The organism is Blastococcus sp. OS1-29, assembly GCF_057628075.1.
In genome coordinates this window covers 428,325-450,215 of sequence record NZ_JBXXJK010000005.1, presented here as the reverse complement: position 1 = coordinate 450,215, position 21,891 = coordinate 428,325, and the positions used below count along the sequence as shown (strand labels likewise).

Annotated in this window: 14 protein-coding genes; 8 read left to right on the top strand and 6 right to left on the bottom strand. The window is 72.5% G+C overall.

The window, feature by feature from the left end; all coding sequences use genetic code 11:
• Positions 1 to 53: 53 nt before the first annotated feature.
• From AC2H4J_RS15735 to meaB, 5 genes are read left to right on the top strand one after another with little or no spacing between them, the layout of a single operon-like run.
• Positions 54 to 1,265, top strand: a complete 1,212-nt coding sequence (locus tag AC2H4J_RS15735) for a glutamate--cysteine ligase (protein ID WP_487465813.1) — start codon at positions 54 to 56, stop codon at positions 1,263 to 1,265.
• Positions 1,262 to 2,551 (top strand): amidohydrolase, encoded by a 1,290-nt coding sequence (locus tag AC2H4J_RS15730; protein WP_487465812.1) that lies wholly within the window; start codon positions 1,262 to 1,264, stop codon positions 2,549 to 2,551. The genes AC2H4J_RS15735 and AC2H4J_RS15730 overlap by 4 nt, the downstream gene beginning before the upstream one ends.
• A complete protein-coding gene (locus tag AC2H4J_RS15725; protein ID WP_487465811.1) occupies positions 2,526 to 4,478 on the top strand; it encodes a methylmalonyl-CoA mutase family protein in 1,953 nt (650 codons plus the stop codon). The genes AC2H4J_RS15730 and AC2H4J_RS15725 overlap by 26 nt, the downstream gene beginning before the upstream one ends.
• Entirely contained in the window at positions 4,475 to 6,682 is a 2,208-nt protein-coding gene (gene scpA, locus AC2H4J_RS15720) for a methylmalonyl-CoA mutase (RefSeq protein WP_487465810.1), read from the top strand. Before AC2H4J_RS15725 ends, scpA begins: the two co-directional genes overlap by 4 nt.
• Positions 6,682 to 7,713: a methylmalonyl Co-A mutase-associated GTPase MeaB gene (gene meaB / locus AC2H4J_RS15715; RefSeq protein WP_487465809.1), complete on the top strand. Its 1,032-nt coding sequence runs from the start codon at positions 6,682 to 6,684 to the stop codon at positions 7,711 to 7,713. The genes scpA and meaB overlap by 1 nt, the downstream gene beginning before the upstream one ends.
• Before the next feature lie 21 nt (positions 7,714 to 7,734).
• Here meaB and AC2H4J_RS15710 read toward each other — a convergent pair whose 3' ends face one another.
• Together AC2H4J_RS15710 and AC2H4J_RS15705 are read right to left on the bottom strand one after the other, a co-directional pair.
• Positions 7,735 to 9,552 carry a CehA/McbA family metallohydrolase domain-containing protein gene (locus tag AC2H4J_RS15710; RefSeq protein ID WP_487465808.1) on the bottom strand — a complete coding sequence of 606 codons (1,818 nt, stop codon included), beginning with the start codon at positions 9,550 to 9,552 and terminating at the stop codon, positions 7,735 to 7,737.
• A gap of 155 nt (positions 9,553 to 9,707) precedes the next feature.
• Entirely contained in the window at positions 9,708 to 10,163 is a 456-nt protein-coding gene (locus AC2H4J_RS15705; RefSeq protein ID WP_487465807.1) for a gamma-glutamylcyclotransferase, read from the bottom strand.
• A 126-nt stretch (positions 10,164 to 10,289) separates the two neighbouring features.
• Between AC2H4J_RS15705 and AC2H4J_RS15700 the strand changes: the two genes are divergently transcribed.
• The 3 genes from AC2H4J_RS15700 to AC2H4J_RS15690 all read left to right on the top strand — a co-directional run bounded on the left by AC2H4J_RS15700 (position 10,290) and on the right by AC2H4J_RS15690 (position 17,534).
• Positions 10,290 to 11,696: an NAD(P)H-quinone dehydrogenase gene (locus AC2H4J_RS15700; protein ID WP_487465806.1), complete on the top strand. Its 1,407-nt coding sequence runs from the start codon at positions 10,290 to 10,292 to the stop codon at positions 11,694 to 11,696.
• A gap of 109 nt (positions 11,697 to 11,805) precedes the next feature.
• Positions 11,806 to 13,452 carry a reprolysin-like metallopeptidase gene (locus AC2H4J_RS15695; protein ID WP_487465805.1) on the top strand — a complete coding sequence of 549 codons (1,647 nt, stop codon included), beginning with the start codon at positions 11,806 to 11,808 and terminating at the stop codon, positions 13,450 to 13,452.
• An 89-nt stretch (positions 13,453 to 13,541) separates the two neighbouring features.
• Complete coding sequence (locus tag AC2H4J_RS15690; RefSeq protein ID WP_487465804.1) at positions 13,542 to 17,534, top strand: hypothetical protein; 3,993 nt, start codon at positions 13,542 to 13,544, stop codon at positions 17,532 to 17,534.
• 10 nt (positions 17,535 to 17,544) lie between these two features.
• Here AC2H4J_RS15690 and AC2H4J_RS15685 read toward each other — a convergent pair whose 3' ends face one another.
• The 4 genes from AC2H4J_RS15685 to AC2H4J_RS15670 all read right to left on the bottom strand — a co-directional run bounded on the left by AC2H4J_RS15685 (position 17,545) and on the right by AC2H4J_RS15670 (position 21,889).
• Positions 17,545 to 19,302, bottom strand: a complete 1,758-nt coding sequence (locus tag AC2H4J_RS15685) for an acetyl/propionyl/methylcrotonyl-CoA carboxylase subunit alpha (protein ID WP_487465803.1) — start codon at positions 19,300 to 19,302, stop codon at positions 17,545 to 17,547.
• A gap of 70 nt (positions 19,303 to 19,372) precedes the next feature.
• Complete coding sequence (locus tag AC2H4J_RS15680; protein ID WP_487465802.1) at positions 19,373 to 19,981, bottom strand: Maf family protein; 609 nt, start codon at positions 19,979 to 19,981, stop codon at positions 19,373 to 19,375.
• Positions 19,982 to 20,054: 73 nt separating this feature from the next.
• Entirely contained in the window at positions 20,055 to 20,264 is a 210-nt protein-coding gene (locus AC2H4J_RS15675; protein ID WP_487465801.1) for an acyl-CoA carboxylase subunit epsilon, read from the bottom strand.
• Positions 20,261 to 21,889, bottom strand: coding sequence for an acyl-CoA carboxylase subunit beta (locus AC2H4J_RS15670; RefSeq protein WP_487465800.1), 1,629 nt, complete (start codon positions 21,887 to 21,889; stop codon positions 20,261 to 20,263). The genes AC2H4J_RS15675 and AC2H4J_RS15670 overlap by 4 nt, the downstream gene beginning before the upstream one ends.
• Positions 21,890 to 21,891 lie beyond the last annotated feature (2 nt).

The following is a 21,891-nucleotide window of genomic DNA, read 5'->3' as shown; positions in this document are numbered from 1 at the left end:
CCCGGCCGCTGTCCACGGCCGGGTGATCATGCTCCACCGGGGGGTGGCCGACCGTGATCGAACCTAGACTCGCCGAGGTGCAGATCCCCTTCCAGTCCTCCACCCGCGCCAGCCTGGGCGTGGAGTGGGAGCTGCAGCTCATCGACCGGGAGACCCGGGAACTGACGGCGGGCGCGATCGAGATCCTCGAGGAGCTGCGACCCGAGGGGGCCGCGGAGCATCCCAAGGCCAAGCACGAGCTCCTCCAGTCGACCGTCGAGATCATCACCGGCATCTGCTCCACGGTCGCGGAGGCCAAGGCCGACCTCGCCGGCACCCTGGCCGAGGTCGGCGCCGCCGCCGATCGCCGAGGCCTGGGCCTGATGTGCGCCGGCACGCACCCGTTCAGCGACTGGCAGACGCAGCTGATCTCCCCGAAGGAGCGCTACCTGCGGCTGGTCGAGCAGATGCAGTGGCCGGCGCGCCGGCTGCAGATCTTCGGCGTGCACGTCCACGTGGGCGTGCGCGCGCCGGAGAAGGCGATCCCGGTGGTCAACGCGCTGTGCCAGTACCTGCCGCACATCCTGGCGCTGTCGGCGTCCTCGCCGTACTGGGTCGGCGCCGACACGGGTCTGGCGTCGGCCCGGACCAAGATCTTCGAGGGCATGCCGACGGCGGGGCTGCCCTACCAGCTCTCCGGGTGGGACGAGTTCGAGAGCTACATGGCGACCCAGATCTCCACCCACGCGATCGAGAGCGTGCGCGAGGTGTGGTGGGACATCCGGCCGCACCCGGACTTCGGCACCGTCGAGCTGCGCATCTCCGACGGGCTGCCCACCCTCGACGAGATCGGCGCCGTGGCCGCGCTCTCCCAGTGCCTGGTCGAGCAGTTCGACACCCAGCTCGACCGGGGCTACACGCTGCCGACGCCGGCCCGGTGGGTGCTGCAGGAGAACAAGTGGCGGGCCGCCCGCTACGGCCTGGACGCCGACATCGTGGTCGACGAGAAGGGGACGGTCCGGCCGGTCCGCCAGGCCCTGCTCGACCTGGTCGAGGACCTCATGCCGACGGCGAAGCGGCTCGACTGCGCGACCGAGCTCGCCGACGTCGAGCGGATCCTCGCCGTCGGGGCCTCCTACCAGCGGCAGCGCGCGGTGGCCGCCGCCAACGGCGGCGACCTCCGCGCCGTCGTGGACAGCCTGCTCGCGGAGATGCGCGACGGCCTGCCGGCCGACGGCCCGGCCGGTCGCCCGGCGGTCGGCGCCGCGGGGGGCCGCACGGTATGACCCCGGTCGTCGAGAAACTCGGCTCCGCCGTCGACGACTGGGTGGCCGCCCACCACGCCCAACTCGTCTCGACCCGGCGGCACCTGCATGCCCACCCGGAGCTCGCGTTCGCCGAGTTCGAGACCACGGCGTTCCTCGAGCAGCGGCTGCGGGCGCACGGACTCGCACCGCGGCGGCTGCCCACCGGCACCGGGCTCGTCTGCGAGGTCGGCTCGGGGGAGCCGGTCGTGGTCCTGCGCGCCGACATCGACGCGCTCCCGCTGCCGGATCTGAAGGACGTTCCCTACGCCTCCACGCGGGAGGGGCTGTGCCACGCCTGCGGCCACGACGTGCACACGACCGTCCTCCTCGGCGTGCTGATCGCCCTCTCCTCGCTCGACGGCCTGCCCGGCACCGTCCGCGGCGTCTTCCAGCCCGCGGAGGAGACCATTCCGGGCGGCGCCAGCGAGGTGGTCGCCTCCGGCGTCCTGGACGGCGCGTCGCGTGCGTTCGCGCTGCACTGCGACCCGTCGGTGCCGGCCGGGAAGATCGGCCTGCGCACCGGCGCGATCACCGCGGCCTGCGACCGGATCGACATCACCCTCACCGGCCCGGGCGGGCACACCGCGCGGCCGCAGCTGACCGTCGACCTCGTCGACGCGCTGGGCCGGCTGATCACCGACCTGCCCGGGCTGCTCTCCCGTCAGGTGGATCCGCGGTCGGGCATGTCCCTGGTCTGGGGTGCGGTCAACGCCGGCGTGGCGGCCAACGCCATCCCGCAGCGCGGCTCGCTGCGCGGCACCGTCCGCGTGCTCGACCGCGACCTGTGGAAGCACGCCGAGGAGCTCATGCGCTCGCTCGTCGAGCGGGTCACGGCCACGACCGGGGCCGAGTGCGACGTCGACTACGTCCGTGGCCTGCCCCCGGTCGTCAACGATCCGCGCGCCGTCGCCCTCCTGCGCGCCGCGGCGCTGGAGACCGTCGGCGGTGAGCAGGTCGTGCTGTCCCAGCAGAGCATGGGCGGGGAGGACTTCGGCTGGTTCGCCGACGTCATGCCCATCGCGCTGGCCCGGCTGGGCACCCACGGGGGCGGAGCGCCGCTGGACCTGCACCGCGGCACGTTCGACGTCGACGAGCGGGCCATCGGCATCGGTGTCCGGCTGATGGCGCGCACCGCGCTGCACGCGCTGGAGGCCGATGCGGGACCCCCGCGCTCCGGCCCGCGAGCTCCTGGGGACACTTCACCGCGACGATCAGTGGAGGAGAGGCGGGAACCCGACGATGAGTTCCACCGACCAGCAGGCTGACGGCCCCGCGCCGGCCGACGCGGAGGTGCCGGCCGAGCACGAGGTGCCCGACGACCTGGCGCTCGCGGCCGAGTTCGACGCCGCGACCCGCGGGCAGTGGCGCGAGCTGGTGGCCGCCGTCCTGCGCAAGGCCGGCCGCGAGGACCTGCCCGACCCCGTCGAGGAGGCCCTCGCCGTCCGCGTCGCCACCGGTGTCAGCGTCGAGCCGCTGTACACGGCCGAGGACGCGGGCGATCTGCCGTCCGCGGTCGGCGTCCCCGGCGTCGCCCCGTTCGTCCGGGGTGCGCGGGCCGGTGGCGACCCCGCCGTCCCGGGCGGCTGGGATGTCCGGCAGCGGCACGCCGACCCCGATGTGGCCGCCACCAAGGAGGCCATCGCGGCCGACCTGGAGAACGGGGTCACCTCGCTCTGGCTCGTGCTGGGCGAGGGTGCGATCGGAGTCGACTCCCTCGGCCAGGTGCTCTCCGACGTGCTGCTCGACCTGGCGCCGGTGACCGTGCAGGGCGGCCCTGCCGCGGCGGAGGCGTTCCTCGACCTCGTCGAGGGCCGCACCGATCTCGCCGCCGGCAGCTCGCTCGGGCTGGACCCGCTGGGCCGGCAGGCCGCGACCGGGGAGACGCAGGACCTGTCCGGCCTGGCCGACCTCGCTCGCCGGGCCGCCGCGCACGAGGGGCTGCGGACGGTCGTCGTGGACGCCACGGTGTTCGCCGACGCCGGCGCCTCCGCCGTGGAGGAGCTCGGCTGCTCGCTCGCTGCCGGCACCGCCTACCTGCGCGCGCTCACCGACGGAGGCCTGTCGGTCGACCAGGCGTTCGGGCAGCTGGAGTTCCGCTACAGCGCCGGCGCCGACCAGTTCACGACCATCGCGGCGCTGCGCGCGGCGCGCCGGCTATGGGACCGGGTCGGCGAGGTCAGCGGCGCGTCGCCCGAGGTCCGCGGCCAGCGGCAGCACGCCGTCACCTCCTCGGTGATGACGACGAAGCGCGACCCGTGGGTGAACATGCTGCGGACGACGCTCGCCTGCTTCGCCGCGGGTGTGGGCGGGGCCGACGTCGTCACGGTGCAGCCGTTCGACGCCGCGCTGGGACTGCCCGACGCCTTCTCCCGCCGGATCGCCCGCAACACCCAGAGCCTCCTGGTGGAGGAGGGGCACCTGGCCCGCGTGCTCGACCCGGCCGGTGGCTCCTGGTACGTGGAGTCGCTGACCGACCAGCTGGCGCGGGCGGCGTGGGACTGGTTCACCGAGATCGAGCGCGCCGGCGGGCTGGTCGCGGCACTCGACTCGGGGCTGGTCGCCGACCGGATCGTGGCGGCCTGGGCGGAGCGCTCGAGCCGGATCGCCCATCGCACCGACCCGATCACCGGCGTGAGCGAGTTCCCCAACCTGGCGGAGAAGCTGCCGGAGCGCCGGCCGCTCACCGAGCCCGTCGCCGGCGGGGGACTGCCCCGCGTGCGGGCCGCCCAGGCGTTCGAGGAGCTGCGCGACGCGGGTGCCGGCAAGAAGGTCTACCTGGCCACGATCGGGCCCGTCGCCAGGCACACCGCCCGCGCCTCGTTCGCCGGCAACCTGTTCCAGGCCGGGGGCCTGGAGACGCCGTCGGGTGACGGCGTCGAGGGCTTCGCTGCGGCATCGACGACGGTCGCCTGCATCTGCGGCACCGACAAGGACTACGCCGGGTCCGCCGCGGCGCTGGCCAAGGAGCTCCGGGCCGCCGGCGCCACCTCGGTCTGGCTGGCCGGGAAACCCGACCTGGAGATCGACGGGGTGGACGGCTACGTCTTCACCGGGTGCGACGCGCTCGACGTGCTGCGCACCGCGCACGAGCAGCTGGGAGTCACGGCAGTGAGCGAGCTTGCGAGCGAACAGAAGAGCAGAGCCACCCACGTGCGAACAGGGACGACGAGCGCCAGCGAGGAGGAGTCGTGAGCACGATCCCCGACTTCGGTTCCGTCGGGCTGGGCCGGCCGGCGCCGTCCGCGACCGCCGACGACTGGGCCAAGGCGTTCAAGGAGGCGACCGGCCGCGGCGTCGAGGAGTCGACGTGGGAGACGCCGGAGGGCATCGCCGTCCCACCGCTGTTCACCCCGGCCGACCTGGACGGGCTGGACTTCCTCGGCACCTACCCGGGCATCGCGCCCTATCTGCGCGGCCCGTACCCGACGATGTACACGACCCAGCCGTGGACGGTCCGGCAGTACGCCGGGTTCTCCACCGCGGCGGAGTCCAACGCGTTCTACCGGCGCAACCTCGCCGCCGGGCAGAAGGGGCTGTCGGTCGCCTTCGACCTGCCCACCCACCGCGGCTACGACTCCGACCACCCGCGGGTCGTCGGCGACGTGGGCATGGCGGGCGTGGCGATCGACTCGATCCTCGACATGCGGCAGCTGTTCGACGGCATCCCGCTGGACAAGATGTCGGTGTCGATGACGATGAACGGCGCGGTCCTGCCGGTCCTCGCGCTCTACATCGTCGCGGCGGAGGAGCAGGGGGTGAAGCCGGAGCAGCTGACCGGCACCATCCAGAACGACATCCTCAAAGAGTTCATGGTGCGGAACACCTACATCTATCCGCCCAAGCCCTCGATGCAGATCATCAGCGACATCTTCGCGTTCACCTCGCAGGAGATGCCGCGGTTCAACTCGATCTCGATCTCCGGCTACCACATCCAGGAGGCCGGGGCGACGGCCGACCTGGAGCTCGCGTACACGCTCGCCGACGGCGTCGAGTACATCAAGGCGGGCCAGGCCGGCGGCATGGACGTCGACACGTTCGCGCCACGCCTCTCCTTCTTCTGGGGCATCGGCATGAACTTCTTCATGGAGGTCGCCAAGCTCCGCGCCGGCCGGCTGCTGTGGGCGAAGCTGGTGAAGGAGGCCGGGGCGAAGAACGCGAAGTCGCTCTCGCTGCGCACCCACTCGCAGACCTCGGGCTGGTCGCTCACCGCGCAGGATGTCTACAACAACGTCGTCCGCACCTGCCTGGAGGCGATGGCCGCGACCCAGGGGCACACGCAGTCGCTGCACACCAATGCGCTGGACGAGGCGCTCGCCCTGCCGACCGACTTCTCCGCCCGGATCGCCCGCAACACCCAGCTGCTGCTGCAGCAGGAGTCGGGGACGACGCGGGTCATCGACCCGTGGGGCGGCTCGGCGTACGTCGAGAAGCTGACCTACGACCTGGCCCGCCGCGCGTGGGCGCACATCGAGGAGGTCGCCGAGCACGGCGGCATGGCGCAGGCGATCGACGACGGCATCCCGAAGCTGCGCATCGAGGAGGCCGCGGCCCGCACCCAGGCGCGCATCGACTCCGGCCGGCAGCCGGTGATCGGCGTCAACAAGTACCGGGTCGAGGCCGACGAGGCGATCGAGGTGTTGCGCGTCGACAACGCCGACGTGCTGGCCCAGCAGAAGGCCAAGCTCGAGGAGCTCCGGTCCTCCCGCGATGCGTCGGCCGTCGAGGACGCGTTGTCGCGGCTGACGGACGCCGCGCGCGCGGCCGCCGACGGCACGCGGGGGAGCGGTCTCGACCAGAACCTGCTCAAGCTGGCCGTCGACGGCGCCCGCGCGAAGGCGACCGTCGGCGAGATCTCCGACGCGCTGGAGGAGGTCTACGGGCGTCACTCCGGCCAGGTGCGCACCATCTCGGGCGTGTACCGCGAGGAAGCAGGGAGCTCCGCACCGTTGGACGAGACGCGCAGCATGGCCGAGGCGTTCGAGGAGGCCGAGGGACGGCGCCCGCGGATCCTCGTCGCCAAGATGGGCCAGGACGGCCACGACCGCGGCCAGAAGGTCATCGCGACCGCCTTCGCCGACCTCGGCTTCGACGTCGACGTGGGCCCGCTGTTCCAGACGCCGGAGGAGGTCGCGCGCCAGGCGGTCGAGGCCGACGTGCACATCGTCGGCGTCTCGTCGCTGGCCGCCGGCCACCTCACCCTCGTGCCGGCGTTGAAGGACGCGCTGGCCGAGCTCGGTGCGGACGACGTGATGATCGTCGTCGGCGGCGTGATCCCGCCCGACGACGTCCCCACCCTGAAGGAGATGGGCGCGGCCGCGGTGTTCCTGCCCGGCACGGTGATCGCGGAGGCAGCGCAGGACCTGCTCAGTCAGCTGTCGTCGCGTCTCGGCCACTGATGGCGGCTCGAGAGGTCGCCCCGCTCGTCGAGGGGGTCCGGGCGGGGGACCGGCGGGCGGTGGCGCGCGCCATCACGCTGGTCGAGTCACGCCGCGCCGACCACCGCGAGCGGGCGCAGGAACTGCTCGTCGAGCTGCTCCCGCACGCGGGGGGAGCGCGCCGGGTCGGCATCAGCGGGGTCCCGGGTGTCGGCAAGTCGACGTTCATCGACCAGCTCGGCGTCGACCTGACCGCCCGGGGCTCGAAGGTCGCCGTGCTCGCCGTCGACCCGTCGTCCGCGCGGTCGGGCGGCTCGATCCTCGGCGACAAGACCAGGATGGCCCGGCTCGCGGTCGACCCGAACGCGTTCATCCGGCCCTCGCCCACGTCCGGGACGCTCGGCGGGGTCGCTCAGGCGACCCGCGAGTCGATGGTCGTCGTGGAGGCGGCCGGCTATGACGTCGTCCTGGTCGAGACCGTCGGCGTCGGGCAGTCGGAGATCACCGTCGCCGAGATGGTCGACTCGTTCCTCTTCCTGACCATCGCGCGCACCGGCGACCAGCTGCAGGGCATCAAGCGCGGCATACTCGAGATCGCCGACGTCATCGCGGTCAACAAGGCCGACGGCCCGGCCGCCGGCGATGCGCGGAAGGCAGCGCGGGAGCTGGCCGGGGCGATCCGGATGCTGCGGGGCCACGCCGACGACGGCTGGGACGTGCCCGTTCTGACCTGCGCTGGGCTGACCGGCGAGGGCCTGGACGAGGTCTGGGCGAAGCTGGTCGAGCACCAGGACCGCGCGAAGGCGTCGGGGGAGTTCGAGGAGCGACGCCGCACGCAGCAGGTGCGGTGGACCTGGCAGCTCGTGCGTGACGGGCTGGAGTCGGCGCTGCGCCACCACCCCGGCGTCCGCGCGCTGGCACCGGACCTGGAGAAGGCCGTGCTCGCCGGCGAGCTCACCCCTGCCCTCGCGGCGCGACAGATCAGGGACACGTTCCTCGCCGCCCCCGGGGAGGCCGCTCCCGACGTCGCCGGTGACGCGACGTTCAGCTAGCAGCCGGAGCGCTGCCCCCGATCAGCTGCGCACCCGGCGGGCCGGCGGGATCCCGCCGGGCGACGGGGTCTTGAGCGTCCAGATCGGCTGGCCGAAGCCGACGACCGTCCCGTTTCCGTCGACCACCTGCATGCGGACGAAGCAGTCGTCCGAGGTGTCGATCGGGACCGCGGTGCGTGCCTCCAGGTCGCTCGGACCGAGCGTCGCCACGACGGTGGTGGCCGGGTTCGGGTCGTCGATCCCGGCGAAGTCGACGTCGCCCCGCACGACCTCCACGGCTCCGCCCGCGGGGAGGCCGGTGGCGTCGATGCGCAGCGAGCGAGAGGTCGCCGCGTCGACCGAGACCGCACCCATCGGGACCTCGCCGTCCATGGTCATGTCGATGACGCCCGCAAAGGATCCGAGGTATCCGACGAACGTCCGGCCGCTCGCCAGCGCGGCCAGCAGGCTCGTCTCGGTGACGTCGTGCGCCCACGCGGACGTGTAGAAGCGGCCCTCTGCGCGGGTCGCCCAGTTCTGCCCGGAATGGTCGTCGGTGACTCCGTTGCCCGTGAGGAACAGGCCGTTGCGGCTCATGGTGTCCCAGACGGCGAAGTTGTCGTGCATCGTCACCGGGGTCCCGTAGCCGACCTCGAGGATGTCTGCGCCCCCTGCGTCGATCGAGAGCAGGTCGTGCGCGACCCCGGAGGGGGTCGTCGCCGTCCACGGTTCGGTGGGCAGGAACGGGTGGTTGATCGACGCGAGACCGCCGTGGCGGTGGATGAAGTCCACGAGCGGACGGCGGATCTCTCCGGTCCGGAAGTCGAGGTCCACGCCCGGTCCGTAGTCGTAGGGACGCTGCGCGCCGCCGTACCCGTTGATGTGCGGCCCCAGCGAGTACTCGGTGCCGATCAGGCCGAGCACGCCCGGGTCCTCCTCGGCATACGCGGCGGCGAGTTCGCGCTCGACCCCCACCCCGTCGAAACGCATTTCATCGAAACGCAGGAAGCTGAAGAACATCTCGGCCGGTGCCATTTGTCGGCTCACGGCGCGGAATTCGAGATCGCACAATGAGTTGTCGTTCGACTGCATGTCGGGCCACGCGGCGTGGACGTCGTGGCTGAGGTCGAGAGCGACCGACTGCCATCTTCCGTTCGACACAGGGATGTCGATGAGTGCCGTCGTACCGTTCTCGGTGATCCGCCGATCCGTGATATCCGGACGGAATCGATAAAGCAAGGACACGATGCCGGCTTCTCGTCCGCCCGCGGCCGGATGGTGCGAGAGGAAAATGCGGATCTCGCCCCAGGCGTCCGGGCCGGTGCTGACGGGCAGGACGTCGACCAGAACCCGGCGCCCCAGGATGCGACCCCGGATGATGGGGCGCGACAAGTCGTTGCTGTCGATCCGATGGCTGACCATCGCGGGATCGGCGCCCGTGCTGACCGCGGTCAGCTTCAGCGAGCCCTTGGTCAGGGCCCGGTCGTTCGGGCTCGTCGGATCCGAGACCAGTTCGCCGCCACTGCCGGGTTGCAGCGAACCCAGCGGAGGCAGCGCGGGAAGCCGCCACACGCCCCCGAGAGCTCTGTCCTCGGGCAGGAAGTGATAGCTGGAACGGTGCAGCATTCCTCGCCGGAAATAGTCGTGTTCGGTGAACCACGCGACGTCGAAACCATTGGTCGCGGCCTCGAACAGGTGCGACTGCATGCTGCCCACGCCCTCGGAGCCGGAGGCGTGCAGATGCATCGCGAGCTTGAATGCCGAAAGGTGGCTCGCAACCGGGGATTGCCGTGCGGACCGCGTGTGCGTCACCGATCGGGTTCCCGATGGGAGAGCCGCGAGCCCGGCCAGGCTGACCAATCCCTGGAGAGCCCGACGACGGGTGACCAATCGTTGGCCGGTGTCCGTACCCGGGGAATGGTCGTCACACATGCTGTGCTCCTGGCCCCCGCTCGCGGATGAGATCGGGGACCCTACGCATCGCGATCACCATGGTAAACACTCTTCGGGATGAATCAAAAAGATGACCGGCACTCCCGGGACCGCAGGGCGGTCACGTAGTCGGTGGGTGCTCCCGCGGCCTCGGCCGCGTCGGCCATCGCGCCCAGGTACCGGGCCGAGGGCAGGCCACCCTCGAAGGCGTCCAGGACGTAGACGTAGGCCACCTCGTCGCCGGTCAGCGTGTGCACCCGCAGGTGCAGCCTGCGGTAGAGGCCCTGGTCGGCGCCCTCCCACGCGTCGAGGGCCCGCTCGTCGGCCTCGGTGAGGTCGTAGAGGGCCACGAAGACGCCCGGGCCGGTGTCCTCGTCGGGCACGAGCGTGGCCAATGCGCCCTCCCAGCCGTACTCCTCGGCGCCGAACGTGAGCCGCCAGCCGCGGATCCATCCGGTGTCGGTGTGCGGGGAGGAGGGACATCGGCGCAGCATCTGCGCGGGATCCATGTTCGACCCGTAGGCGGCGTAGAGGCCCATTCGGCCGACAGTACGACCGGTGCGCCGGGCCGGAGCACGCCGGTCGCAGCGCCCGAGGAGGCCACCGGGGAGAATGGTGGCAATCCCCGCCCGCGGCACCCCGCAGAACCAACCGGAGAAGCATCCATGACCCGCATCGTGATCATCGGCGGCGGACCGGCCGGCTACGAGGCCGCCCTGGTCGCCGCGCAACTCGGTGCGCAGGTCACCGTCATCGAGCGGGACGGCATCGGGGGCGCCAGCGTGCTCACCGACTGCGTCCCGTCCAAGACCCTGATCGCCGCCGCCGGCACGATGACCTCGGTCCGCGACTCCGCCGTCCTCGGCCTGCAGGGCGCCGAGCTCGCCACCGTCAGCCTCGACCTCGCGTCGGTCAACCACCGGGTCAAGGGGCTGGCGATGGCGCAGTCCGCCGACATCCACGCCCGGCTCACGAGCGAGGGCGTGCGGATCGTCGCCGGGCAGGGCCGGCTCTCCGACGAGATCCGCGGGCTCGCGGCGCACCGCGTGGAGATCCTGGACGGCGCGGGCGCGGTCACCGAGGAGCTGGAGAGCGACGTGGTCCTCATCGCGACGGGCGCGGACCCGCGCGTGCTGGCCGGCGCCGAGCCCGACGGCGACCGGATCCTCGACTGGCGCGACGTGTACGACCTCGAGGAGATGCCCGAGCACCTGGTGGTGGTCGGCTCCGGGGTCACCGGAGCGGAGTTCGCCTCCGGCTATCTGGAGGCGGGGGTGCCGGTGACGCTGGTCTCCTCGCGCGACCAGGTGCTGCCCGGCGAGGACGCCGACGCCGCCGAGGTGCTCGAAGAGGTCTTCCAGTCCCGGGGCGGGAGAATCGCCGAACGTGGCCGGGCGGCCGCGGTGAGGCGCACCGAGAAGGGCGTGCTCGTCGAGCTCACCGATGGACGCACCGTCGAGGGCTCGCACGCCCTGATGACCGTCGGCACCGTGCCGAACACCGCCGGCCTCAACCTCGAGCAGTGCGGGGTCGAGCTGACGCAGGCCGGGCACATCGTCGTCGACCGCGTCTCCCGGACGAGCGTGCCCGGCGTCTACGCCGCCGGCGACGTGACCGGCGTCTTCCAGCTCGCGTCCGTCGCGGCCATGCAGGGCCGGATCGCCATGTGGCACGCGCTCGGCGAGGCGGTGGCGCCGATCAAGCTGAAGACGGTCGCGGCCAACGTCTTCACCCATCCCGAGATCGCCACGGTCGGGGTCCAGCAGAAGTCGATCTCCGGCGATCAGGACATCGACGTCGTCCGGCTGCCTCTGGCGACCAACGCCCGCGCGAAGATGAGCGACCTGCGCGACGGGTTCGTCAAGCTGTTCACCCGCCGTTCGACCGGCGTGGTCATCGGCGGTGTGGTGGTGGCCCCCGGAGCCTCGGAGCTGATCCTGCCGATCGCCCTCGCGGTGACGAAGGGGCTCACCGCGGCGGACCTCGCGCAGACCTTCTCCATCTACCCGTCCCTCTCCGGCTCGATCACCGAGGCCGGGCGCCGGCTGATGGGCGTCGACGAGCTCTCCTGACGGGGCCGCCGGGGCGCCCGGCGACCGCTGCGGCGGATGTGACGGCAGTTTCCGCTCAACTCCGCCGATCCGGTGCCGACGCGCGCGTGGGCCGCCGATGCAGGAGGAGATGTCTTCTGCCCGGGTCGCCCTCGTCCCCACCCTGCTGCGCTCGCTGGCGGTCGGTTCCGCGCTGATCGCCACCGCGGTGGTGCCGGTGGGTACCGCTGCGGCTGCCGAGTCCGCCGGCACGACGGTCGTCGGCACGCTGCTGCAGGCCTGGCCGGAGAGCCGGGACGCCTCCGATGGGGCCGTGCAGCCGATCAGCTGGGTGCAGAACGCCGACGGGGACGCCTTCCGCATCCCGACCGACCAGGTCGAGGGCATCGACCCCGGGACGACGCTCCAGCTCACGGTCGACCCCGCCGGCGACGGCCCGCACGACGGCAACGCCGAGGACCCGCTGTACGACGTCACCGACACCACGATCGTGCAGCCGGCCCCGCCCGCGCCGGTGCTCCGCGGCCCCGCCGGGCTCACCAACCAGGTCACCGTCGTCCGGGTGAACCCCGACGGTGCGGCCCAGGACGACGTCACCGTCGCGCAGCTCGTGGACGTCGTGGACACGACGGTCGCCGACTTCTGGTCGGAACAGAGCAACGGCACCATCTCCGTCGGCGTCACGCGCGCCGTCCCCGGCTGGGTCGCCCCCGTCAAGGGCTGCGCCGACCCGACGGCGATGTGGAACGAGGTCGCCGCCTCGGTCGGCTTCACCCCGGGCCCGGGGAAGCACCTGATGCTGTACGTGAGCCGCGCCGCGACGGCGTGCAGCTACGCCCTGGGCGAGGTCGGCTCCGCACCCGCGTCCGGCGGCCGTCTCTATGTCCGCGACACGCTCAGCTCGGTCATCGCCCACGAGCTGGGCCACAACTTCGGTCTCGGCCACTCCTCGGCGCAGCAGTGCGACGGCGCCGTCGAGTCCGCCACCTGCCGGACCAGCGCCTACCGCGACTACTACGACGTCATGGGTGTCTCGTGGGCGCGGCTCGGCTCGCTCAACGCCGCCCAGGCCGCCCAGCTCGGCGTCCTGCCGGTTGCGCAGCAGACGCAGCTCACGGTGCACAGCGGAGCGACCACGGTCACCCTCGCGCCGTTCGCCGGCCGGGCCGGCACGCGCGCCCTGCGGCTCACCGACGCCGAGGGCGTCGACTACTGGCTGGAGTACCGGACGGCGACCGCCCGCGACGCCTGGCTGGCGACGACGGAGAACCGGTACCACCTGCAGACCGGTGTCCTGCTGCGCAAGGCCGGCGGGCTGCCAGACACCTCGCTGCTGCTCGACGGCACCCCGTCGGCGGCGGCCGGCTGGGCGAGTGACCTCCAGGAGGCGCTGCCGGTCGGCACGGCGGTCCCCGTGTCGGGCGGCGACTTCAGCGTCGTCGTGCAGAGCGCGGACGCCGATGGCGCCGTCCTGAGCGTCACCCCGGCGCCGCCCACGGCGCCGACGGCGAAGGCCCCGCGACCGGCCGCTCCTGTTCCGGGCACGGTGATGCGCGGGAACACCGACGTCGCCGTCCCTCCGGCGGGGACCATCGCCGGCTACCAGGAGCCGACGTCCGTGGCCCCGGACGTCCTGCCCGCGGCGCCGGCGCTGTCCGCGGCCGCCGACAGCTCTGGCGGCACCGGCTTCCTCGTGACGCTGATCGGCGTCGCGCTGGCCGGGACGGCTCTCCTCGGCGTTCCGGCCCTGCGCAGGTCAGTGCTCAGGCGCTCCTGAGAGTGGGCGGCCGAGTTTCCTACCTTCGCTTCACTCCGGCGCCGTGGAGCCGATGGAGAAGGGAACCCCTCCGCGTCCTGGAGCCCTCCGTGCCCCTGTCCCGCCCCGCGCTCCCACGGCGCTCCCTGCTCGCCGTGCTGGCGAGCGCCGTGCTGGTGCCGATGTTCGTCCCGGCGGTGGCCGCGGCAGACGACCAGCCGTCGAGCGGTGACCGGGTCGTCGGCGAGCTGGTGCAGGCGTGGCCGGAGCACAAGAACCCCGACGAGGCCGTCGCGCGGGCCGACGAGGGGCCGTTGAGCTGGATCGAGACGGCGTCGGGTGATGCCGTCCGCGTCTCCACCGAGGACCTCGCGCGCACGCTGCCGGGCACCGACGTCCCGGTCGGTGCCACCGTCTCGGTGGTCGTGGGAGGCGAGGCCGCGAACGACCCGGCCACCGACGCGGGCCTGGACCCGGCGCTCCAGGTTCTCTCGGCGGCGGTCGTGACCCCGGCGCCGGCGGAGGCGCCGCTGTCCGCGGCCGCGCCGACCGACGATGTGACCGTCGTGATGGTGGTCCCGGCCGGGGGAGCGCCGGAAGCGGGACGGACGCTCGTTCAGGTGGAAGCGGCCGTGAACGGCCCGGTCGCCGACTTCTGGTCGGAGCAGTCCGACGACAAGATCCGGATCGCCACGGCAGCCGGGAACGACCCCGCGTGGGTGCGGGCGACGGTCGACTGCTCGGATCCCTACGGCCTCTGGGCGCAGGCGGCCGCGCACGCGCACTGGACGGCAGGCTTCGGCAAGCACTTGCTGGTCTACCTGCCGCGCGGCAGCAAGGGGTGCGCCTACGGGCTGGCGCAGGTCGGCAGCTCGGTGACCGCCGGCGGGAAACTGTACGTCACCGACGTCGCCACCTCGGTGATCGCGCACGAACTCGGCCACAACTTCGGCCTGGGGCATTCCTCGCTGCGGCAGTGCGACGCCGGCACCAACCGCGAGTTCTGCCAGACCACGCCCTACTACGACCTGTACGACGTGATGGGTGCCTCCTGGAGCCAGGTCGGATCCCTCGGCCTCGCACAGGCGGCCCGGCTGGTGCGGATCCAGGGTCAGACCTTCGAGGTCAACAGTCCGCCCGGGACGGTGACTCTCACACCGGTGTCACAGCGCGCGGGTCTGCGCGGTGTCATGCTCCGTGACACCGACGGCATCAAGTACTGGCTCGAGTACCGCCCGGCCAGCGGCCGGGATGCCTGGCTGGGCACGACGGCGAACCGGTTCGGCCTGCAACCCGGCGTCCTGCTCCGCCAGGAGACCGGTGGTGACGACAGCTCCCTGCTCCTGGACGGCACGCCGTCGGGGGAGGCGGACTGGGACGGGGACCTCTCCACCGCGCTGCCGGTGGGCAGTCCTGTGCGCATCGAGGACTCGTCCCGCGGCGGCGGGGCGTTCGACATCACCGTGGTCAGCACGTCGCCCTCGGCCGCCACCGTGCAGGTCACGCCGAAGAGCGCCATCACCGTGGCCTACGAGGCATCGGGCGGCCCCGACGGACCGCTGGGTGCCGCGATCGGGGCGGAGGCCTGCGGCTGGTGGGACATGGTGCGCTACTGCGAGCAACGTTTCGCCAACGGCGCGGGCTCCTGGACCGTGCTCTATGGCGCTCACCTGGTGTCCGCCGACATCTTCACCGCCTGGGCCGCGGGCGGCGGTGCGTTCGGCACGTGGGGCATCCCCATGGCGGACGCCGACTGCGGCCTGACGGCCGACGGTTGCCAGCAGTCGTTCTCCCGCGGCAACCTGTACTGGTCGCCCACGACCGGCGCAGTGGGGGTGCGCGACGGTGCCCTGCTCGACGCCTATCGCAGCATCGGAGAGGAGTCGGGGATCATCGGCTACCCGACGGCCGCCGAGGTCTGCGCTGCCGGCATCTGTCGACAGGATTTCCAGGGCGGGACACTGGTCGACGACCCTGCGACGGGCACGCGTCTGGTTCCCGGCGACATCGCCACCGTGTGGGGGGCACAGGGTCACGAGTCCGGCTCGCTGGGTCTTCCGACCACCGGACTGATCTGTGGCCTGCGCAGCGGTGGCTGCGGTCAGGTGTTCCAGCGTGGGCGCATCTACTCAGCTCCCGGGGCGGGCACGCACGCTCTCACCGGGGCGATCCAGGCCGCGTGGATTGCGCAGGGCTGGGAGGGCGGCCCGCTGGGCTACCCCGCGGGGGACCAGGTGTGCGGCTTGGCCGGCGGGGGCTGCAGCCAGGCGTTCCAGGGCGGCGCCATCTACTGGAGTTCGTCCACCGGTGCCCGGGCCGTGTCCGGGGCGATCGCGACCGCGTGGGCGGCGGCCGGTGCGGAGGGCGGTGCGCTGGGCTACCCGACGACCGGGCTGATCTGCGGGATGAAGCAGAGCGGCTGCGGGCAGGTGTTCCAGGGCGGGAAGATCTACAGCACCGCGGCCACCGGCACGCGGGTGCTGACCGGGCCGATCCTCGCCACGTGGGGGGCGCAGGGTTGGGAGGTCGGCCCCCTGGGCTACCCGACCGGGGACCAGGTGTGCGGGCTGGCCGATGGCGGCTGCAAGCAGGCGTTCCAGGGCGGCACGCTGTACTCCCACCCGACGGCGGGGACGAAGTCGGTCTCGGGAGCGATGGCCACCGCGTGGACGGCGGCCGGTGCCGAGGGCGGTGCGCTGGGCTATCCGACGACCGGGCTGATCTGCGGGATGAAGCAGAGCGGCTGCGGGCAGGTGTTCCAGCGCGGGAAGATCTACAGCACCTCGGCCACCGGCACCCGGGTGCTCACCGGGCCGATCCTCACCGCGTGGGGTGCGCAGGGCTGGGAGGTCGGCCCGCTGGGCTACCCGACCGAGGACCAGGTGTGCGGCCTGGCCGATGGGGGCTGCAAGCAGGCGTTCCAGGGCGGCACGCTGTACTCCCACCCGACGGAGGGGACGAAGTCGGTCTCGGGAGCGATGGCCACCGCGTGGGCGGCGGCCGGTGCCGAGGGCGGTGCGCTGGGCTATCCGACGACCGGGCTGATCTGCGGGATGAGGCAGAGCGGCTGCGGGCAGGTGTTCCAGGGCGGAAAGATCTACAGCACCGCGGCGACCGGAACCCGGGTGCTGACCGGGCCGATCCTCACCGCGTGGGGTGCGCAGGGCTGGGAGGTCGGCCCACTGGGCTACCCGACCAGCGGGCTGATCTGCGGGATGAAGGAGAGCGGCTGCGGGCAGGTGTTCCAGGGCGGCCGCATCTACTCCACGTCCGCCACCGGTGCCCATGCCGTGAGCGGGCCGATCCAGGCCGCGTGGATCGCGCAGGGCTGGGAGGGCGGCCCGCTGGGCTACCCGACGGGGGACCAGGTGTGCGGGCTGGCCGGCGGGGGCTGCAGCCAGGCGTTCCAGGGCGGCACCATCCACTGGAGTTCGTCCACCGGTGCTCGCGCCGTGTCCGGGGCGGTCGCGACCGCGTGGGCGGCGGCCGGTGCCGAGGGCGGTGCGCTGGGCTACCCGACGACCGGGCTGATCTGCGGGATGAAGCAGAGCGGCTGCGGGCAGGTGTTCCAGGGCGGGAAGATCTACAGCACGCCGACGACCGGCACCCGGGTGCTGACCGGGCCGATCCTCGCCACGTGGGGGGCGCAGGGCTGGGAGGTCGGCCCGCTGGGCTACCCGACGGGGGACCAGGTGTGCGGGCTGGCCGGCGGGGGCTGCAGCCAGGCGTTCCAGGGCGGCACCATCCACTGGAGTTCGTCCACCGGCGCTCGCGCCGTGTCCGGCGCGATCGCGACCGCGTGGGCCGCGGCCGGTGCCGAGGGCGGTGCGCTCGGGTACCCGACGACCGGGCTGATCTGCGGGATGAAGCAGAGCGGCTGCGGGCAGGTGTTCCAGGGCGGGAAGGTCTACAGCACCGCGGCCACCGGCACCCACGTCGTCGCCGGGCCCATCCTCAGCGCCTGGGGCGCGCAGGGCTGGGAGAGCGGTTCCCTCGGCTATCCGACGTCGGATCCGACTCCGGTCACCGGGGGAACCGCTCAGGACTTCCAGGGCGGCAGGCTGACCGTGGACGACGGCACCGGACTGGTCACCCGCGGCTGAGTGACTCGCTCTACTCGGCGGCGTCGGCGATGGTGCAGATGACCGCGCCGCTGGTCACGGCCGCACCGACCTCGGCGGACAGACCGGAGATCGTGCCGGCCTTGTGCGCGGTGACCGGCTGCTCCATCTTCATCGCCTCCAGGACGACGACCAGGTCACCGGCCTCGACGGTGGCGCCGTCCTCGACGGCGACCTGGACGATGGTGCCCTGCATCGGCGAGGTGAGGCTGTCGCCCGAGGCGGCCGAGCCGCCGCTGCCGCCTCCGCGCTTGCGAGGCTTCGCGGCGGCGCCCGGCGCAGCGCCGCCGGCGGCCAGACCCGCCGGCAGCGACACCTCGAGCCGGCGTCCGCCGACCTCGACGACCACGGTCTGCCGGGGCGCGGACTCCTCGCCCTCGGCCGGGGCGGCGTCGTAGGGCGGCACCTGGTTGTCCCACTCGGTCTCGATCCAGCGGGTGTGCACGGTGAACGGCTCGCTGGTGAAGGCCTCGTCGCGGACGACGGCACGGTGGAACGGGATGACCGTGGGCATGCCCTCGACCACCAGCTCGTCCAGGGCCCGGCGGGAGCGCTCGAGCGCCTCCTGCCGGCTGGCCCCGTACACGATGAGCTTGGCCAGCATGGAGTCGAACGCCCCCGCGACCTCGCCGCCGGTCTCCACACCGGAGTCCCAGCGCACGCCCGGGCCCTGCGGGATCTCCAGCCGGGTGACCGGTCCAGGCGCGGGCATGAAGTTGCGGCCGGCGTCCTCGGCGTTGATCCGGAACTCGATGGCGTGCCCGCGCGGTGTCGGGTCCTCGGTGATCGAGAGCTTCTCGCCGTCGGCGATGCGGAACTGCTGGCGCACCAGGTCGATGCCGGAGGTCTCCTCCGACACCGGGTGCTCGACCTGCAGGCGGGTGTTGACCTCGAGGAACGAGATCGACCCGTCCGCGCCGACCAGGTACTCGACGGTGCCCGCGCCGTGGTAGCCGGCCTCCTTGCAGATCGCCTTGGCGGAGGAGTGGATGCGGTCCCGCTGCTCGTCGGTGAGGAACGGAGCGGGCGCCTCCTCGACCAGCTTCTGGTTGCGGCGCTGCAGCGAGCAGTCGCGCGTGCCGACGACGACCACGTTGCCGTGGCTGTCGGCGAGCACTTGGGCCTCGACGTGCCGGGGCTTGTCGAGGAACTTCTCGACGAAGCACTCGCCGCGGCCGAACGCCGACACGGCCTCGCGGACCGCCGAGTCGAACTGCTCGGGGATCTCCTTCTTGTCCCGGACCACCTTCAGACCGCGGCCGCCACCGCCGAACGCCGCCTTGATGGCGATCGGCATGCCGTGCTCCTCGGCGAACGCGATGACCTCGTCGGCGTCCTTGACCGGCTCCGTGGTGCCGGGGACGAGGGGCGCTCCGACCTTGGTCGCGATGTGCCGGGCCTGCACCTTGTCGCCCAGGGCGATGATCGCCTCGGGCGAGGGGCCGATCCAGGTCAGCCCGGCGTCGATGACCGCCTGGGCGAAGTCGGCGTTCTCCGAGAGGAAGCCGTAGCCCGGGTGGACGGCGTCGGCGCCGGACTGCTTGGCGGCGTCGATGATCTTGTCGATCACCAGGTAGGAGTCGCCGGGGGTCGTCCCCCCGAGGGCGAACGCCTCGTCGGCCTCGCGCACGTGCAGCGCGTCCCGGTCGGGCTCGGCGTAGACGGCCACACTGGTCAGGCCTGCGTCCTTGCACGCACGTGCCACCCGAACCGCGATCTCGCCGCGGTTGGCGATCAGGACCTTCTGCACCGTTGCACTCCTTCTCGTCTGAACCGCTCGGACTGTAACTACCGGGCGGTAGCCGCTGCGCGGCGGGCGCTCAGCGGCGCCAGAGGTCGGTGATGGCCAGCCCGCGCTTGGCGAGCTGGATCCGCAGCACCGTGAGGGACAGGCCCACGACGGCGGCCGGGTCGCCCTCGACCCGGCGCACGAACGGCGCGCCCAGGCCGTCGAGGGTGAACGCCCCCGCCACCGCCATGGGCTCGCCGGTCGCGACGTAGGCCTCGAGTTCCTGCGGGGTGGGGCTGGCGAAGTAGACGACGGTGGACGCCACGGCGATGTCCCGGGCGACGACCGCGCCGTCCTGCACGTCGAACAGCGCCTGCCCGGTGTGCAGCACGCCCGAGCGTCCGGCCATGCGCTGCCACCGGTCGCGGGCCTCCGCGGCGTCGGCGGGCTTGCCCAGGGGCTTGCCGTGGAACTCCAGCAGCGAGTCGCAGCCGATGACGAAGGCGTCGGTCTCCTGCTTGGCGACGGCAGCCGCCTTGGCCGCGGCGAGCAGGGCCACGGTCTCGGCCACGCGTGGCGCCTGCACCGACGACTCGTCGACCTGGCTCACGACGACCTCGGGCGCGAGACCCGCCTGCCGGAGCAGGGAGAGCCGAGCGGGCGAGGCCGACGCCAGGACCAGCCTGCGGTCGCTCGTCACGCGTCCTCCTCGCTGGCGCTTGTCGGCCGCGTCCGCGGCCCCGCACTCTTGTCCCATGAGCTGGCACGCTCGCTCATGCGAACCGCCCCGATGCCCGCCAGCCGCCGGGCCCGTGCTGCAGCGCGGGCCGGTGACCGTCGGCGTGCGACGCCCACGTGCCGACCGGCGTCGGACGGCGTCGCTCGCGGCGCTGCGACATGGCGGCGACGACCACGGTCAGCGCCGCGACCTCCTCGGCGGTCGGTTCGCCGCGGACGATCCGGAGCAGCGGCTGCTCACTCACAACGGGATGTTCCCGTGCTTCTTGGGCGGCAGCGTCTGGCGCTTGTTGGCCAGCACCCGCAGCGCCTTGGTGACCTGCACCCGGGTGTGCGAGGGTGGGATGACCGCGTCCACGTACCCACGGTCGGCGGCGATGTAGGGGTTGGCGAGGGTGTCCTCGTACTCGGAGATGAGCTCCGCACGGCGGGCGTCCGGGTCGTCGGCCGCGGCCAGTTCCTTGCGGTAGAGGATCCCGACCGCGCCCTGGGCCCCCACGACGGCGATCTGCGCGCTGGGCCACGCGAGGTTGATGTCCGCGCCGAGGTGCTTGGAGCCCATCACGTCGTAGGCGCCGCCGTAGGCCTTGCGGGTGATCACGGTGACCAGCGGGACGGTGGCCTCGGCGTAGGCGTAGATCAGCTTGGCGCCCCGGCGGATGATCCCCTCCCACTCCTGCGACGTGCCGGGCAGGAACCCGGGCACGTCGACGAACGTGAGCACCGGGAGGTTGAAGGCGTCGCAGGTGCGCACGAAGCGCGCGGCCTTCTCGCTGGCGTCGATGTCGAGGGTGCCGGCGAACTGGGTGGGCTGGTTGGCCACGATGCCCACCGGCCGGCCCTCGACGCGGCCGAACCCGATCAGGATGTTGGGCGCGAACAGGGGCTGCACCTCGAGGAACTCGCCGTCGTCGACGACGTGCTCGATCACGGTGTGCATGTCGTACGGCGTGTTCGCCGAGTCGGGGATAAACGTGTCGAGCTCGAGGTCGGAGTCGGTCAGCGCGTCCGGGAGGACGACGTCGACCGGGGCCACGTCGAGCGCCGGCAGCGGGTCGAGGTTGTTGCTGGGCAGGTAGGACAGCAGCGCCTTGACGTAGTCGAGGGCGTCCGCCTCGTCCTCGCCGAGGTAGTGGGCCACGCCGGACTTGGTGTTGTGCGTGCGCGCACCGCCGAGCTCCTCGAGGGTCACCTCCTCGCCGGTGACGGTCTTCACCACGTCGGGCCCGGTGATGAACATCTGGCTGGTCTTGTCGACCATGACCACGAAGTCGGTGAGGGCAGGGGAGTAGACGTGCCCGCCGGCCGCGGGGCCCATCACCAGCGAGATCTGCGGGATGACGCCCGAGGCGTGCACGTTGCGCTTGAAGATCTCGCCGTACAGGCCGAGGGAGACCACGCCCTCCTGGATGCGGGCGCCACCGCCCTCGTTGATCCCGACGATGGGGCAGCCGTTGGTGATCGCGAAGTCGATGACCTTGACGATCTTCTCGCCGTAGACCTCGCCGAGGCTGCCGCCGAACACGGTCACGTCCTGGCTGAAGATCGCGACCGGCCGGCCGTCGACGGTCCCGTAGCCGGTGACCACGCCGTCCCCGAACGGGCGCTTGGAGTCCATGCCGAAGTTCGTGGACCGATGGCGGGCGAACTCGTCGAACTCGGTGAACGAGCCCGGGTCCAGCAGCGCCTCGATCCGCTCGCGCGCGGTCATCTTCCCCGCGGCGTGCTGCTTCTCGACGGCGCGCTCGGACCCCGCGTGGGTGGCCTCCTGCACGCGACGCTCGAAGTCGGCCAGCTTTCCGGCAGTGGTGTGGATGTCGACGTCGTCGGGGACGGACTCCCCGGCGCTCGACAGCTCGGCGGCGCTCACGG